A 16,705-nucleotide genomic window follows, 5' to 3' on the forward strand; every position below is an offset into this window, starting at 1 on the left:
TCCTTATAAATCTCGAAAAACCTGAAGGCAACTTCGGGTTTTTTATTTTTTAAGCCTTAATGTATTTACTTTCCCTGAAAAAGAAACCATTTCAACACCATCTATCACGATTGGCTTTACAGGCTTCCCGTTTATTTCCCAATCAGTATATTTTCCCTCAGGCTGTTTAAATGTTAAATCAAAACTTCCTTTTTGAATAATTGAATAAGTTAACGTGGTGCCCGAGTTTTCAAAACTAAGCTCAAATATATTTTTTCCTACCACTACGTTTTTGAGAGATCCATTTTCTAAAGCATCTGGCAAAACAGGACTAAAGGTTACTTTCTGATGGTAGGCATCAGGATTTATTCCTAAAAACTGGGTGATTAAAGGCACGCCAAAAGCGTACATATTCCACGCCTGAGCAAACATACCAAAATCAGGTGAAACCTCATAAATAGAACCCGGTAAGGCATAGCCAAAAGACTTACACATCCGTTTCAAGAGTGCATACGCCTCATTTGGTCTTCCATAGTTATTTTCAGCAACAGCTTGTACACCGGTAGGCAAGGTCATAACAGCACCCGTGTAAGAAAAAATCTTTTTATCAGCTGCAAAAGACCCCTCGTCTTTGCCGGCGGCTTCGTCTCTATCTATACCGGTCACAAACATACCAAACGGACTCGTGAAATTTTGAGCTGTAACAAGAGCTTTTAAGGCTTTTTTAGGCTCCGCAATTTGCATCTCCATAGGTGTATTAACTACCCAATTGTGATACAATACATACCCTTGCTTTTTGTTTTCAGCAGAAGCCAAAACCTTATTTTTAGTTTGTACCAATTCCTTTTCCGCCCATGGTTTATTTAGTGTATCTGCACGCACAATGGCCGCATCTATTAGCTCCAACGCTTGTTTATTAGTCCCTAAAAAATCGGCATATGAGTTAAATTCTTCTACCCAAAACTCCGAATTTATTTTTTGCTTTAATATGGAAGCTCTATTTTGATAAAACTTAGAAAGGGTATCTTTTTTTAGAAGAATAGCCATTTTTGAAGCATCATCAAAAGCTTTGGCAGTGTAAGCAGCCACATCAATCATTTCTGAGTTTAAACCATGAATTTCCATCATACCAAAACCGTCGGGTATCAGATTTTTATCGGCATCGTTTTCTTCTAAAAGCCACGACAGGCCTTTTTCTATGGTAGGAAAATAAGCTTCTAAAAACTTAAGATCGCCTGTCCATCTAAAAACCTCCCAAACCAAAGATGCAAACTGAGGCGTTTCATTGAGATTTCCTGGATTAAATACAACGCCGTTTGTGGAGACCTCATGCACAACCCTTCCATTGCCGTTTTCTTTTTTAGAGAAGTTATGAATCAATTCAATAGTTTGATATACAAGGTCTTTTTGACCTGTGGCTATAAGTCCTTTGAGGGTGTATTCATTATCAACTCCAAACCACCACGGGTAATCGGGCAAACCGGCACTTAGCCCTCTTCCTTGCCCTTCCACGTCTCTAATGAGCCAATCTGTATTGTATTTTACCCACCTAAATGCTTGCTCTAGTTCTTTGTCGCTAAGCGTAAGTTTTGAATTATCCTCTATAGTATTATATCGAGCAGATTTTTCTTTTAACAAAAAATAACCCTTCTTTAATGTATTTCTAAACACTGCATTGGCATCGCTTTTTGATTTCAAAGAACCTGAAATCACAAATGGAATAGACACAAAGCCATTGGCTGGAACCGTTAAAGACTTGCCAATTTTATCGATTTTACTTAGTGGCTTTCCTTTTTTACTGCCTTCACTTTTTATAAATGAAGTACCATTACCAAAACCATAATTCAAAAACCACGGATTTTTGGAATCCTTAACCTCTACTACTCCGAGTCGCTTATTAAAAACACTTTGGTCTGCCCCATCTACCATATTAGCTTGTTCGCCTAGCCAAGTTGGTCGTAAATTTGAGATTCCCATTAACTCCAAATCTATATCTTGAGATGCGTCACTTTGGTTTTCTATCAATAACTCTACAAAAACAGCTCTTTTGCCATCAGGAACAAACTGTAACCTGGTGATCCTAAGATCTGAAAGGACATTTTCATAGACCACTTTATTACCAAATGGTGCATTCACAAAAGAACTGGCCCGAGTGAGCAGTTGACTTTGGGTTTTGTTTTTAACCGTAATTTCGAAGCCATCCATAAGTTTAATCGGATGAGCCCACACTCCGCCCATTTCGCCCGCAATATGCCAGCCAAGGTCAGGAAATGTGCCGTCTTGGTGCCCCACCATATAGAGCCTATCGCCAGCAGTAGCGTAAGGACTATTTAAATATTTGTCTTTGCCCACCAAAGACTCCGAAGTATCAAAAAAAAGAGAGATGGACTGAGCCACTACAGAACACTACAGAAAAGGAAGATAGCCATAATAAGCAAATTGTAAGTAGGTTTTTCATATTCATAGGTTTATACAAACTTAATAAAAGAAAGCCCACTAAAACAAAAAAAGCAGCCTTAGTTTCCTAAGACTGCTCTATATATAAATCTATTGATTTTTATTTAAATCAACCTCTCTCTTTCTTAGCTACGTTTTCTGCAATGTTAGCTGGAACGAAGTCATAGTGAGAGAAGGTAAGGTTGGCAGTAGCTCTACCAGATGACATAGTACGTAGGTCGGTTACATAACCGAATAATTCAGAAAGAGGAACATCAGCCTTGATTACTTGAGAACCAGCTTTAGTATCCATACCTTTCATCATACCTCTACGACGGTTTAAGTCACCCGTGATAGGTCCAGTGTACTCATCAGGAGTAAGTACTTCTAAGGCCATGATTGGCTCAAGCAACTTAGCCCCAGCTTGCTTACCTGCCTCACGGAATCCCATACGAGCTGCTAATTCAAATGATAGTGAATCTGAATCGACATCGTGGAATGAACCGTGGAATAATCTAACTTTGAATGCATCTACTGGATATCCAGCCAATGGGCCATTTTTCATGGCATCTTTAAAGCCTTTTTCGATAGCTGGAATAAATTCACGAGGAATAATACCACCTACGATATTGTTTACGAATTGTAAACCTTGTTGTTTTTCTTTGCCTTCCTCATCATCGTCTCTTGGTCCTAACTCAAACACGATATCTGCAAATTTACCTTTACCACCTGATTGTTTTTTGTAAACTTCACGGTGTTCTACGGTCTTAGTAAAGGTCTCTTTAAATGCAACCTGAGGAGCACCTTGATTAACCTCAACCTTAAATTCACGACGCATACGGTCGATAATGATTTCAAGGTGAAGCTCACCCATACCTCTCATGATCGTTTGACCAGTTTCTTCGTTAGTTTCTACCGTAAGAGTTGGATCTTCTTCGATAAGCTTAGTGATAGCTTTTGAGAAGTTATCTTGGTCAGCAGATTTTTTAGGCTCAATAGCGTACCCGATAACTGGATCAGGGAATACCATTGATTCAAGAACGATTGGGTTTTTCTCATCAGAAAGAGTATCACCAGTTTTAATATCTTTAAAACCAACGACTGCCGCAATATCCCCAGCTTCAAGCACATCAATTTGATTTTGCTTGTTAGCGTGCATTTGGAATATACGAGAAATACGCTCTTTATTTCCAGATCTGTTGTTTAGTACATAAGAACCTGAAGGAAGCGTACCAGAGTACGATCTGATAAAACACAAACGACCTACAAATGGGTCAGTTGCAATTTTAAATGCAAGTGCAGAAAACGGCTGGTTTGAATCCGGCTGTCTTATTACTTCAGCACCTGTATCAGGGTTAGTTCCTTTGATACCGTCTCTATCTAATGGAGATGGCAATAAGGCCATAACCAAGTCAAGCATAGTTTGAACACCTTTGTTTTTGAAAGAAGAACCGCACAACATTGGAACGATTTTCATATCAATAACAGCAGCTCTCAAAGCGGCTAGGATTTCGTCTTCTGAAATAGATTCTGGATCTTCGAAGTATTTCTCCATCAAAGTCTCATCATAGTCAGCTACTGCTTCAAGAAGTTTCTCTCTCCATTCAGCAACCTCTTCTATCATATCTTCAGGAATCGGCACCTCTTGGAAAGTCATACCCTTGTCTGACTCATTCCATATCATACCACGGTTGTTGATCAAATCAACCACACCTTTGAAACCGTCTTCAGCACCGATAGGCAATTGCAGAGGAACTGCATTAGAACCTAACATTTCTTTAACTTGCTTACAAACATTTAAGAAGTCAGCACCTGAACGGTCCATTTTATTTACAAAACCAAGACGAGCCACATTATAGTTGTTAGCAAGTCTCCAGTTAGTTTCAGATTGAGGCTCAACGCCATCTACAGCTGAAAACAAAAACACAAGACCATCTAATACTCTCAATGAACGGTTTACCTCAACTGTAAAGTCAACGTGACCCGGAGTATCAATGATGTTGATGTGATAGTTTTCGTCTCTATATTTCCAGTTTACTGTTGTAGCAGCAGAAGTGATAGTAATACCTCTTTCTTGCTCTTGCTCCATCCAGTCCATGGTAGCACCACCGTCGTGTACTTCACCAATTTTGTGGTTAACTCCAGCGTAGTAAAGGATACGCTCAGTAGTGGTAGTTTTACCCGCATCAATATGGGCGGCAATACCAATGTTTCTAGTAAATTTTAAATCGCGAGCCATTTATTTAATTTGTTTACGTTTTCTGAATTTTTGTAATTCAGGTTAAATCCCGAATTTTATGCTTTGGTTTCGGGCTGCAAAATTAGTAAAAAAAAATGTAACATGAAATATTTAACTCTCAATAGTTTAATAAATTGTAAAATAATGAGTTACCACTGGTTTTTAGGTATTTAAAACATTGATTTTAAACATTTCTTTAACGAAAAAGTGCTTGTTTTAAAACCTAGGTGATTTATTTAGAACAACTTTATATTTTTGTTAAATCTTATATTTGACCAAGTATTTGAAACATTTAAATCACAGACAAATGAACCGAATCATTCTTAATTTCTTTCCGTTGAATAAGATTTTGTGACTTAGAATTTAAATTTCTGTAAAGAATGTTTAGCTTTGGACTATCACTTAATATGCTATAACCATAATGGAAGAAGAAGAAAACCAAATCAATATAGAACTATCTGAAGAAATGGCCGAAGGCGTGTATGCCAATTTAGCCATGATAGCTCACTCGAACTCGGAATTTGTATTAGACTTTATAAGACTAATGCCCGGCGTGCCAAAAGCAAAAGTAAAATCTAGGGTTATATTAACTCCTGAGCACGCCCAAAGGCTGCTATTGGCGTTACAAGATAACATCAAGAAATACGAATTGAATTTTGGTGAAATCAGACAGTCAAACGATCCCGTTCCGTTTCCGATGAATTTTGGAGGACCAATGGGCGAAGCGTAAGAATAGATTTTTAATGAGTTTAGAATAGAAGAGCTTTTTTAGGCTCTTTTTTATTTTAGCTCTTTGTATTTTTATTTTAACCCAAGTTTAACTTTATGAGATAACACTTACTTCTAACCGAAACTGTGATAACTCAAAACCGAACAACTCGCTCGCTTTCTTCCTTAATGCCTTGATTAATCCTTATCCACTCTTTAAACCAACCTTTTTTCTGGTCTATGGAATTGTTGAGGTCATCTATCAATGCATCTATTTCTTTGTTTAGAGCGGCTTTTTTTTGTTCAAATAGCCTTTCAGAAAACTTATAGTCTTCTTCGAAAAAAGCCTCAAACATTCCCTTTGAGCTATTCTTTAGAATTTCTACCGCTCTATTTATTTCCCTCAGTTGGTTTTGAAGAATCTTATTGTATCGCTTTAGCATTTCATCAGCCAAAAGGCCACCGTCTATTTCGTTTTCGTCCAAATACTCTATTTGTAGCAATAGCAAAGCGAGAAAGTCTTGGTTTTTATAAGCAATGGTAACCTTTTTTGTGATTTCGGTATACACCAACTGCATAGCCGGATCTTGCTGTAAATCCGGATGGTATTTTTTTATTAATCTAAAATATATGGCTTTGGCGTCAGCAGCAAGCAACTTATCCTCTATACGCTCAAGCTCTTCCGCCTTTTGCTTTTTCTTAGATTTCTTCTTGGGTTCGGCTTTCTGCACACCCCATTTTTCGTTTATATAATTATGAAACCCTTTTTCTCCTATTTCTTTGGGGTCAGCATCATAGCCCGTCTCGTTTTTTATAAGTTGGGCATAATATTCATTCTGAACACGGAGTTTTTCAAAGTCCCTTTTTGCGTATTTTTTGTAAAGCAAATTGAGTTCTGCGTGATTTTCAAAACTTCCAGACAAATACACTTCTAGTTCGTCAATCATCCATTCCACAAAAAACTCGGACTTCATTTTTGGAAGGACTATTTCTTGAAAGACCTCGTCCAGTCTCAGTAGCTTTTGAACCTTCAGTTCCAAGAGCTCATCTTGCAAAGGCTGAAGTTCGTTTTGTACTTTGGGTATCGCTACCCGAATGCCCTCATTGAGGTTTTCGTGCTGTTTTTTGCGTAATTCTATGTCTCTGATCAAACATTGATATCTATGCAAAAGCTTCGACTTTTGGGTCTCTTCAATTTTTTTAAAAATAATCTTATTAGACATGCTCAATTAAAAAGATTGAATATTTTTTTTTCAAAAAAATTTGTCCCATACCAAATAAAAAGAATTATTTATTCAATTTGTAAGAAACACATTTTTTAAATCTAAAAAATATGCCACCATTTAAAAACTTATTAAATTTTAAGTACAAAAAATACTATTTTTTTTTGTACTATGTTTAAATTGCGTGAAAAAATATAACTAAACCAAGTAGTCTTTACGGAAAGTATAATGAATAAAAAATTCACTAATTTTTTCTTTTCGCTAATTGTACTTGTTAATATCTACTTTATTAACAAACCAGACACAATTAGTCTGGTTAGTTTTAGTGATCGAGTTCTAGAGCTCTTAATTTTTCAGTTTGATTACCTACTACTGAGCTTATATGTATTTAGTATTAAAGCTAAAACACCCGAACTATGGCTAACTGCAATCATCTACTTCTTTTTATTTTTAATGGGGATGTCTTCAATTTTTATTAAATCCGAACAAACATTTGATCATATGTATTCTTACATCCATCCAATTTTTAGATTGTCGTTAATTTATGCATTTTTAAATAAAAATATAAAAAATCATTTTTCAACAAAAAACCCAATCGCTATTTACGCATTATGGATTTTGTTAAGCATTGTATTCTTATACTTTTTACAATTATCTCCAAGACAAAATATGTTTTCATATAATTTTTATTGGCTTGTAATTGTACTCTTTGTTTTTGCAGGCCTAAAAACCCAAATTAAGCATATTTCAAAACCTACAGGGTTCGAATTTGCCCTGTTTTTAATTTTAATAGCAGATTTATATTATATTTTGCCTCCCCAACAAAGAAAATTTGAATTCACTTACATAATTATTCGGATAATAAATTCGATAGGAGAGTTTTTATTAGTTAGTTACATTTTAACTTTATCTAAAACTACTAACTCAAAAAATAAATCTACCACTATTTAAAATCCCTATTGAAACCTTCTAGTACTAAGCGGCAAGGTTAAGCGAAGGCTAGTTTTGTCATAGGTTCTATTGTTAATACTTGACACTACCTCCATAGCAACAGTCCGGTTTAAAAAACCCAATCCGTAGCCAAATTCTATGTGACTGATTTCAGGCGTTTTCAAGTAATTATGAATAAGATACTCACTGATTCCTTTTTTGCGAAGAGCCACAAACTGCGACAATAGCAATTTCTCTGGTTTAAGTTCTAAAAAATATTGAGCGTAGCTTTTGTTGGTAGAATAGGCATAGTAATCAAGATTTCGGAAACTATTGTGGGAATTAACCCAAAGCAGATTACCATCAAAATGCTTATAATCAAAGAAATACTGTGGACCGCTGCCATAAAATGTACCTACATTTACACGAGCACTTAAGTCTGCACTCCTAATTCTAAACTGTTGCTGACCCTTTAACTCAATGTTGCCAAAAAATGAATCGTTAAAATAAAATGTATTCGTCATTTCAAACCTAGGCGAGAAGACTTTTTCTATTCTCTTTTTACCATTATAATACGCATACATGGCCTTCGGACTAAAAGCCACCGTGTTGCTCCATTTTATTAAAGCACTATTGCCCGACTTGGCACCTATAACTCCTCCAAAATTATTCGGTTCAAAAAAAGAGGTGTTCTTAATATAGCCTTGATTAACTATGTTATCCATAAGGTTTCGCTGCGTAAAAGAGGCAGCTGTCCCAAACTGCCACTTGGGGCTAGGCTTAATTTGGTATGCCATGTTCACAAAGTTTTTCTCATAAAACTTAGCTAAATGCTGATTACCCAAAAGAGCAAAAACTTCATTTACCAAGGTGTTTACAGGGTTGTTTTCATTGAACTGCACTACCCTGCGGCCTACACTAAAACTTAGGTTTGAATTGGGCAACACCACCCATGCCCCCACTTGTCCATTTAGCTTATTTCGAGAAATAGAATAATAGGGTTTTAAGTCCACATTAAAAGACTTATCAGCCGTATAATTATGCCTAAAAGCCAAGCCTGGCAATCCAATATCATACCCTTCTACGGCATTAAAACGTGTATCTTTTACTAAGCTGATAGCCCGCAGCTGGTATTTATAATAACTCGAAAGCGTATCACTTTGCTTTAGGTATTGATACATGTTTCCCCCAACCAAATGCTTGATTTTAAACTTATTAGGAGCCACCTTTTGTAAACTATCCTTTTTTACTTTTGCGTTTATTTTATCGAAATTAGCCAAATAAATACTGTCCGCCTGCTCAAAGCCCTTAAGCTCCACAAGTGTTAAAGGCACCTGCCGCTCTGCTTCCCAAAAAAGACTGTCTTTTTTCCCGGCTAAGCTATCTACTTTATACGTAGTATTCTTAGAAACATAAGCCCTATTTTGCTTTTTCAAGTCTTGAAAATCTTCTTTCTGCAACTCCTTTCCTATATCTTTTAGCTGAGCTAAATTAAGTTTCTTTGAAACTTTAGAAGCTTTCGGTAAATCGGCAGCTTCCTTGAAGAGCTTCTCGTCTACAATCTCAGGTTTTACACTTGCATATCTGGGGTCTTTTTTAAATTTCAAATCTTTGTATGACACCACTGCCTTCATTTCGAGTTCAAGCCCCATGTAGTCGATTTTACTATTTAAGTTGAGGTTATTGATAAACCAAATGCCATCCACGGGTTGGAAAATTGCTTTGGTATGATTTGTACTTTCGGTTTCAATACTCGTAAAATCGTAACTATGAATATACCACGTGTCATCCACAATATTCATGACACCCGAATATCCCACGAGTTTATTTTTGGGGATAACCTTTATTTTGTTAATGACCTGCTCATTATCCATAAAATATCCGAGGTATTCGTACCGGTAGTTTTTAGCCCCTTTGCGGGTTACGGGCGAAATGGCGTTATTTGGTGAGTAAATCTCATACTTGCCTGCGTTAAAACTGATGTTACCTTTTAGGTTTGGCGGCAAGTTATCTTTGGTTCCTATTATTCTTTGTGAAAAACTATTGGGTGCTCTAAATGAAACTTGCCCCACATTTTCAAAAACATACAACTGGCCTTTCTTAAAAAACTCTTTTTCCATGGCCTTCTTAATCAAGAATGGCACTTCAAGGACCTTTAAGCTACCTTTTAGATAGGTTTTGTAGTCAAAACTCAAAAGCTCTTTGTAATGAAAAACAGACATGCCGATGGTTTTCCGCATAATGGTTGATGCGGGGTCTTCTTTTGACTTGCCCACCACAGCGTCAGCGAGCAAAATCACACTTGGCTTAAGTGAAACATTTTCTACTACATCATTATTTTTTATTTCTATGGTTTTGGTAACGGATTCATATCCAAGGTATCGAAAAACCACTTCGTATTTGCCTGGCTGAAGGCTTATCAGAAATTCGCCTTGACTATTAGATGTGGTACCCAAACTGGTACTTTTTACAAAAATAGAAGCAAATGGCAATGGCTCATTTTTTTCGTCTAGAACTACGCCTTTAAGGCTAAAACTAAATGCTGAAAAAGAGCTAAAAACTAGCGATAAACTGTAAAGTAGTGCTTTTGTAAGTTTCATTATTTAATGGAATATAGTCATGAGTTAACGCACGTTTATTCTGCGTATTATTATATGGATAGAAAAAATTATACATCTCCAGAAGCACCACCACCACCGAAATCGCCACCGCCAAACTCGATAGAATTAGACCCATCATTTGCGTGAAATGCTTGCGAAAACACAATTCCTTCTATGTTTTGCAGACCTTCTTTTCGAGAGGTAGCTGAAGTAATACCACATTTGGTTTTTTGCAAAAATTTGAGAAAGAACACCGCAAAAACACCCAACAAAAGCCCAATAATAATCAAAGCCCATTCGGTAGGGAAAAAATCAAAATAAATACGAACAGCAACTACACTAGCCTCCAAACCAACCAAGCCAACTAAAAATGAAACCCTGTCTTTCTTTTTTAATCCAAAAAACAAAAAAGCCAAAGGAACCGTAAAACTTAACACCCAAAAACCTACTGAAGAAACTCCAACAAAATCGGTTTTTAGCAAGGCCTCGTTGCTTTCTTTTACCACATAAAAATTAGAAGCCAAACAAGCCACTGAAGCACTCACAACAGAAGTAAACAAAACAGCTTTTTTATAATACAATGTTGCTTCTGTCCTTTGTAAAAAAAGAAACAAACCACCAGAAATGACAATAAGCACAAAAGGAAGTAGTGGTTTGAAAATGGAAAACTCAAATAAAATTAAACTCACAAAAATGAATAAGCTAATGGCCGTATTTGCGGCTATAAATGGCTCAGCATATCTATAAATAAAGGGTAACGAAAAAATAAAATAAACGATAGAAAAAACGTAAAAAGGAGGCGAAAAAGAAGATGTAAAAACATAAAAGGCAGCTATAAGAAAACCAAGAATACAATAAAGCATGGCGTTGTCTATACCCGACCAATAGAGTTTTTTGTTACGAATAAAAGTCTCCAAAACAAATAATAGCCCGCCGGCAAAAATCACCAAAACTACACCCAAAACGGATGAATTTTCAGAAAATCCAATGAGCGATAAAAAAAGACCTGAACAAAAAGAAATAGCTATGCTGGTAAAGAAAAAAAGACCCATCCAAACATACACATTGGGTGAATAAAACTGATCTTCTAAAGGCTCTATTTCGCTTTCTTTCAAAACACCTTCTAGTTCCCAAGCCTTTATTTTGGCATTTGCGGCTCGGTTATTTACCCATGATTCATTGTAGGCTTTCATATACTTTTTTCTGGGTTAAATTTGAGTATTTTCTTGATATTGAACAAAAAGTAAACCACGCCACCACATGAAAACAAAAAGTAAAAGATAGAAACCAAAGCCCCCGCGTCTGACCCCAAAACTGTAAAAATATAAGCCGTAACACCGATATATCCATAAATAAGGCCCATCAAAAACAACAGATAAGACTGACTCACACGAGCATGCAGAATAGAAGTCAGGCTCAAAACTACAAGTATGGCCGTGTAAAGATGGTTATTTTCAAAAGTAAAAAAAGCAGCTAAAACAGATATAAAAGCAAGATTGCCGCCAAACAAATAGTAGGTAAAAGCAAAGTGTTTTTTTAGGCTAAACATCTCAGAAAACCAACCGATTATCATTAAAAATACACCAAAGACCATTCCCACAAAAATCAAAGAATCGGTATCGTACGTTTCATTAAATTTATTGACCGAAAAACTAATTCCGAAATACGATGCCGCCGCAGAAACTCCCATAGAAAGTACGCCCCGGTGATCTAAAAAATAGGCTAAAAACAGAAACAATGCCACAGGCAGCAGTGCAGCGGATTTGAAATCTTTTCCGAAAATGCTGTATTGATATTGCAGATACCCTTCTATAATAAGAAATAGTATGCAGCCACCAAGCAAAGCGTAGTCTACCAAAAACTTCTCGTTTTCAACCTCTACCCAAGTGAATGCCTTTCTATGTTTAAATGCGTAAACCAAACAAAAAAAACACGCCAAACTAAGGCCGCCAATTAAAATACGGTGGCCAATATCTTCAATATGTTGATATATTAAAATCCCGATGCCCGTAGTGAAAAATGTGATGCCTAAATAAAGGAGAAACCTCAATTCCCAAAAAACAGAAAACGGAGTTTCTGTGTCATGGCTATTGAGTACTATGGCCTTTTCATCAGAAATTAGGCCTTTTTGGAGCAATACCTCTATTTCATTTTTCATTTAACTGGGTTTAGGGCAAACAAAAACCCAATGTAAAATTTAAACATTGGGTTTTGATATTTGTAGTAATATTAGATATTATAATTCCTTAATTCTAATTTTTCGGAACGAAACCATATCGCCATGGTCTTGAAGGGCTATTTTGCCTCTATGGTGAGGAGTAGCATAGGGCCATTTTGAAAACTTGCTACCGGCTACATCCTTTACCCACTGGGCACTTCCATACTCATAAGTAGCTGTTTTTACACCATTTAGGTAATGCGTAATCTGGTTATTATTGATTACAATTTTCCCTTTATTCCATTCGCCGGCAGGTTTAACTACATTCATGTTTAATGGAGCTTCGATGTCGTAATTAGCACCTGTTTTTTGGCTATCTTTTATTTTATCTGGATAATTTTCATCGTCAATAATTTGAAATTCTGGGCCAGAGGCATAAGTGGCAAAAAGGCTTTTATCTTCGTCGTTTTCCAAAACTTTATAAATCACACCGCTATTTCCTTTGGGAGCACACTTAAACTCAAACTCTAAGATATAATCACCGTATTCTTTATCCGAAACCAAGTCGCCGTTTCCGCCATGCGTCATTAAGACGCCGCCCATTACGTGCCAACCTTTTACTTCATTTAGTTTCCAGGTATGCCAACCGTTTGTGGTTTTTCCATCAAATATATTTTGCCATTTCTTCTTTTGGGCGGATGCCAAAAAACAGATAAAAACTAAGGGTAAAATTAAACGTAAGGTTTTCATAGATAAATTGTATAATTATACTTTAAAGATAAGATTTTTCTTTTTAAAGATTAACAAAATGACGGTCCATATCCCAACAAAACAAAGTGCTCCAACCAAGGAGCTAACTTTAGGTTCTGAAAACAAGGGAGATATCCAGTCAAAATAAATATAGTCTGTTAGGCCTTCTTGCTCAGGGCCCACTTTTATCATATTTAAAGCCCGAGGCACAATACCCGAACCAAAAAACACAATCATAGGGTTAACGCCCCACATTACCAAAAATGATGCTACCTTGTTTTTTTCTTTCACTCCAAAAACTACTTCTATCAATGTAAACACCAAAATGGCCCACCCGCCGGCGTATAGCACGTACGAACTCGTCCAGAGGGCTTTGTTTATAGGAAAATATACGTCCCAAAGCTTTGCCACCAACAACAAGCCTAAGCCAATCCCAAACAACTTAGCCCTAAGGTTTTGAGGTTTTGAAAGGATAAACTCGGTGGTCCAGATACCTAACAATACCGTAACTACTGCTGGAAAAGTGCTCAATATTCCTTCAGGATCCCAGGTTTTTGAAGAAGCCCAAAGATGCCCCGGCAGCAGGAAGTTATCTAACCATGCCGCAAGGTTTGTGCCTACTTCATAGTTGGCCGCACCCACACCCGGAACCTGAATTAAACCCATAGCAGCCCAATAGCCAAGTAGTAGAACCGCCGCCGCCACTAGCCTCCATTTAAAAGTCAGCGTTAGTTGAATAAGCATAGCCAAAAAATACACAATACCGATCCGCTGAAGCACACCCGGAATCCGCACATTGGCGAAGTCTTCTGGCCCCAAAAAGGCTAAACCAATCATTCCGAAAAAAATACTCAAAGCAAGTACAAGTTTAGTTTTTGAAGAAAAATTACCCAAAAGAGCTACTCCAACTAAAACAGTTACTGCCAGCCTTAAAACCATCAAAGGGATTCCTTCTAAGCCAAAAAAGTGGATTTTGGAGAAGAAATTTAAGAACAGGCCAAGGTTAAATATGCGTAATGAACGTGTTAATATTTTTATAAAAAGAGCTTTATCTAAAGTTGTTTGAGTTTTAACCGCAAACGGAACTGCCATGCCCATAGTAAAGACAAAAAACGGAAAAACAAGATCGGTGGGCGTACATCCGTGCCAGTGGGCATGAAGAAATGGCGGAAAAACGTTATCCCAATCACCGGGATTGTTTACGATGGTCATCAAGATCATAGTTAGACCTCTAAAAATATCAATTGACTGAATTCTTGGTGCTTTCAAAATGGCTTGATTTAGGTTAGGTTAAGGACATCAATCAAATATATTAATTTTTTTTAATAATATATTACATTTCTCTTCCTCCAAAACACAATCCTTAGATAATTGACCTAAAACAAACGACGTAATAAATAATGCCTTATTTTGCATATTGATAAAACACTTAATAATCGACAATGAAAAAAATTTACAAAATCCTCCTTATAGTTTTAGGACTTATAATAGTAGTATTAGGAGGTTTATACTTAGCCTTCAACGAAAAAAAACCAACAGGAATAGTCAGTAAAGACGCTGACACTTTAGCACTAAAAATGACCACAGCATTAGGCAAGTCTGTTTGGGATAGCACAAATGTAATAAAATGGACATTTAAAGGCGTTCACACTTATGTTTGGAACAAAAAAGACGAGCAAGTATTGGTAAAGTGGGACGAATACGAGGTGTATTTAAACCTAAAAGATTGGCAAAAAGGCAAGGCTTTTGAGAATGGCGTAGCTGTTGCAGATAAAAAAATGGACATTTACAGAGGGCGTGCTTATGAGTTTTTCTGCAACGATTCGTTTTGGCTTATGGCACCATTTAAGGTTTTTGACGAAGGTGTAAGTAGACAAATAGTAGATACACCCGAAGGCCAAAATCTGCTTGTAAGTTATACCTCAGGCGGAGTTACGCCTGGCGACAGCTACCTGTGGCAAATCGGTGAAGACGGCAAGCCCGTTTCATATAAAATGTGGGTAAAAATCATTCCGATTGGAGGCGTAAAGGCCACTTGGGAAAGCTGGATAGAAACTCAGAAAGGGTTATTTTTGGCACAAAACCACAAACTAGGCTCACTTAGCCTAGAAATGGAGAACATAAAAACAGGGCAGTCGCTTACCGCAGTTGGCGAAAGCGAAACTCTTTTTGATAAAATAAAGTAAAACCCTTTTGCAGCAGAAAGGCATATGAAAACATATTCTTTGATAATAGGACTGGCACTCAGCCTCGCCTCGTGTATAGGCCAAGGACCTCGGTTACAAAACCAAGTAAACTTAGAAAAAGTAGTAGCCGAAAATAACCTGGGCGAAAACCACCATTGGGGCCTTATGCTATTTGACCCACAAACGGGTGAAACTGTATATTCAAAAAACGCCAACATGTATTTTGTACCTGCATCAAACGTGAAAATCTTAACGCTTTTTGCAAGTTTACAAGTCTACGGCGACAGCCTTCCTGCCATGAAATATATACAAAAAGGTGACTCCACGGTCTTTTGGGGACTAGGCGGCCCTGGGCTTTTTCACCCTTATTTGCCTGATATTAATCCTTTTGGCAAATTAAAGTCAGGTTCAAATTTATTCTTTTCGGGAGTAAATTTTAGAGAACAAAAACTGGGGTCTGGCTGGTCGTGGGACGACTACAACGACGACTACCAAGTGGAACGTGGCTCGTTACCTGTATTCGGGAATATTCTGAAAGCCACCCAAGAGAAAAACTATATTTCGTATACGCCTAATCTGAGTTTTTTTAATTCAAAAACAGAATCAGAAATAACCGAAATAAAAAGAGACCTAAACAAAAATGACTTTGGTTTGCCCGTAAATTTCAAGAAAAACCAAGATGTGCCGTTTGTTACTTCAGATAGCCTAACACTTGCAATTTTAAATAAAACACTAGGGACAGAAATAAAAAGAAGCAGCCTAGTTTCAGAGAAAAACGCAGAGATCATTTATGGCTATAAAGCCGACACCGTGTACCGAAGAATGATGCAAATCAGCGACAATATGCTGGCTGAGCAGTTACTATTGGGCACTTCGAGTACATTTTCAGATACCCTTTCTACCACCCATGCGATTGCGTATTTTCAAAAAAACTACTTAGCAAATACACCACAAAAAATCAAATGGGTAGACGGCTCGGGCCTTTCGAGGTACAACCTTATTACACCGGAAACTTTGGTGTATATCTTGAATCAACTTTGGCAAAAAACCGACCACGACTACCTGTTGTCATTACTGGCATCGAGCGAAGCAGAAGGAACACTCAAAAACCTCTATGGCAACCAAAAAGCGGCCATATTTGCTAAGTCGGGGTCTATGTCGGGGGTTTATAACCAAAGCGGATATATGTATACCGCCACAGGTCGCTTGCTGATTTTTAGTGTAATGAACAACAACTTTACGGCATCTGTGAGCCAAGTGAGAAAAGCTACTTCAAAACTCATCTCGGAGCTCTCGAGTAGCTTATAATAATTTACACCCAACGGTCAATCAGGGTTAAGTGCGGTTTATCTACTTTTAACTGTACCCTATTTTAGTACAAAAAATTAAGTGGTATTTAAATAAACAAGCAATAAAAATAAAACACCCGAAGCATCGATTTTTATAGGGTTTTTCTAACAAATGTTAGTTTTAGTCCTAAAAAACAAATACTTGTT

The 16,705-nt window shown here is 37.0% G+C and carries 12 protein-coding genes; 4 read left to right on the forward strand and 8 right to left on the reverse strand.

Features of this window, described 5'->3' with window-relative positions:
* Positions 1-42: 42 nt before the first annotated feature.
* The gene (locus tag ACFOOI_RS13540; RefSeq protein ID WP_379838518.1) at positions 43-2,376 is read right to left on the reverse strand and encodes an alpha-L-rhamnosidase-related protein; all 2,334 of its coding nucleotides are present in this window, start codon (positions 2,374-2,376) and stop codon (positions 43-45) included.
* A 169-nt stretch (positions 2,377-2,545) separates the two neighbouring features.
* Positions 2,546-4,654, reverse strand: a complete 2,109-nt coding sequence (fusA, locus tag ACFOOI_RS13545; protein ID WP_379838520.1) for an elongation factor G — start codon at positions 4,652-4,654, stop codon at positions 2,546-2,548.
* Positions 4,655-5,075: 421 nt separating this feature from the next.
* Here fusA and ACFOOI_RS13550 point away from each other — a divergent pair, with 421 nt between their 5' ends.
* A complete protein-coding gene (locus ACFOOI_RS13550; protein WP_379838521.1) occupies positions 5,076-5,384 on the forward strand; it encodes a DUF3467 domain-containing protein in 309 nt (102 codons plus the stop codon).
* Between the two features lie 133 nt (positions 5,385-5,517).
* Here the strand turns inward: ACFOOI_RS13550 and ACFOOI_RS13555 are convergent, their stop codons facing one another.
* On the reverse strand, positions 5,518-6,585 hold the full coding sequence (locus ACFOOI_RS13555) for a hypothetical protein (protein WP_379838522.1): 1,068 nt from the start codon (positions 6,583-6,585) through the stop codon (positions 5,518-5,520).
* 228 nt (positions 6,586-6,813) lie between these two features.
* On the opposite strand from ACFOOI_RS13555, the gene ACFOOI_RS13560 reads away from it, so the two are divergent.
* Positions 6,814-7,536: a hypothetical protein gene (locus ACFOOI_RS13560; protein ID WP_379838523.1), complete on the forward strand. Its 723-nt coding sequence runs from the start codon at positions 6,814-6,816 to the stop codon at positions 7,534-7,536.
* A 5-nt stretch (positions 7,537-7,541) separates the two neighbouring features.
* On the opposite strand, the gene ACFOOI_RS13565 is transcribed toward ACFOOI_RS13560, so the two are convergent.
* From ACFOOI_RS13565 to ACFOOI_RS13585, 5 genes are all read right to left on the reverse strand, one after another.
* Entirely contained in the window at positions 7,542-10,115 is a 2,574-nt protein-coding gene (locus ACFOOI_RS13565; RefSeq protein WP_379838524.1) for a DUF5686 and carboxypeptidase regulatory-like domain-containing protein, read from the reverse strand.
* Positions 10,116-10,183: 68 nt separating this feature from the next.
* On the reverse strand, positions 10,184-11,308 hold the full coding sequence (locus ACFOOI_RS13570) for a hypothetical protein (RefSeq protein ID WP_379838526.1): 1,125 nt from the start codon (positions 11,306-11,308) through the stop codon (positions 10,184-10,186).
* Complete coding sequence (locus tag ACFOOI_RS13575; protein ID WP_379838527.1) at positions 11,305-12,273, reverse strand: DUF2157 domain-containing protein; 969 nt, start codon at positions 12,271-12,273, stop codon at positions 11,305-11,307. Before ACFOOI_RS13575 ends, ACFOOI_RS13570 begins: the two co-directional genes overlap by 4 nt.
* Positions 12,274-12,351: 78 nt before the next feature.
* On the reverse strand, positions 12,352-13,023 hold the full coding sequence (locus ACFOOI_RS13580; protein WP_379838528.1) for a 3-keto-disaccharide hydrolase: 672 nt from the start codon (positions 13,021-13,023) through the stop codon (positions 12,352-12,354).
* A gap of 15 nt (positions 13,024-13,038) precedes the next feature.
* Entirely contained in the window at positions 13,039-14,292 is a 1,254-nt protein-coding gene (locus tag ACFOOI_RS13585) for an acyltransferase family protein (RefSeq protein WP_379838529.1), read from the reverse strand.
* Between the two features lie 173 nt (positions 14,293-14,465).
* Here ACFOOI_RS13585 and ACFOOI_RS13590 point away from each other — a divergent pair, with 173 nt between their 5' ends.
* Entirely contained in the window at positions 14,466-15,209 is a 744-nt protein-coding gene (locus tag ACFOOI_RS13590) for a hypothetical protein (protein WP_379838530.1), read from the forward strand.
* A gap of 24 nt (positions 15,210-15,233) precedes the next feature.
* A complete protein-coding gene (locus ACFOOI_RS13595) occupies positions 15,234-16,517 on the forward strand; it encodes a D-alanyl-D-alanine carboxypeptidase (protein ID WP_379838531.1) in 1,284 nt (427 codons plus the stop codon).
* Positions 16,518-16,705 lie beyond the last annotated feature (188 nt).

The sequence above is a fragment of the Lacihabitans lacunae genome (assembly GCF_042649125.1).
GTDB lineage: Bacteria > Bacteroidota > Bacteroidia > Cytophagales > Spirosomataceae > Leadbetterella > Leadbetterella lacunae.

Excerpts from the sequence above, each read along its gene's own strand:
- fusA (WP_379838520.1), bottom strand. The coding sequence starts at position 4,654 with ATGGCTCGCGATTTAAAATTTACTAGAAACATTGGTATTGCCGCCCAT.
- ACFOOI_RS13550 (WP_379838521.1), top strand. The coding sequence starts at position 5,076 with ATGGAAGAAGAAGAAAACCAAATCAATATAGAACTATCTGAAGAAATG.
- ACFOOI_RS13555 (WP_379838522.1), bottom strand. The coding sequence starts at position 6,585 with ATGTCTAATAAGATTATTTTTAAAAAAATTGAAGAGACCCAAAAGTCG.
- ACFOOI_RS13560 (WP_379838523.1), top strand. The coding sequence starts at position 6,814 with ATGAATAAAAAATTCACTAATTTTTTCTTTTCGCTAATTGTACTTGTT.
- ACFOOI_RS13565 (WP_379838524.1), bottom strand. The coding sequence starts at position 10,115 with ATGAAACTTACAAAAGCACTACTTTACAGTTTATCGCTAGTTTTTAGC.
- ACFOOI_RS13570 (WP_379838526.1), bottom strand. The coding sequence starts at position 11,308 with ATGAAAGCCTACAATGAATCATGGGTAAATAACCGAGCCGCAAATGCC.
- ACFOOI_RS13575 (WP_379838527.1), bottom strand. The coding sequence starts at position 12,273 with ATGAAAAATGAAATAGAGGTATTGCTCCAAAAAGGCCTAATTTCTGAT.
- ACFOOI_RS13580 (WP_379838528.1), bottom strand. The coding sequence starts at position 13,023 with ATGAAAACCTTACGTTTAATTTTACCCTTAGTTTTTATCTGTTTTTTG.
- ACFOOI_RS13590 (WP_379838530.1), top strand. The coding sequence starts at position 14,466 with ATGAAAAAAATTTACAAAATCCTCCTTATAGTTTTAGGACTTATAATA.
- ACFOOI_RS13595 (WP_379838531.1), top strand. The coding sequence starts at position 15,234 with ATGAAAACATATTCTTTGATAATAGGACTGGCACTCAGCCTCGCCTCG.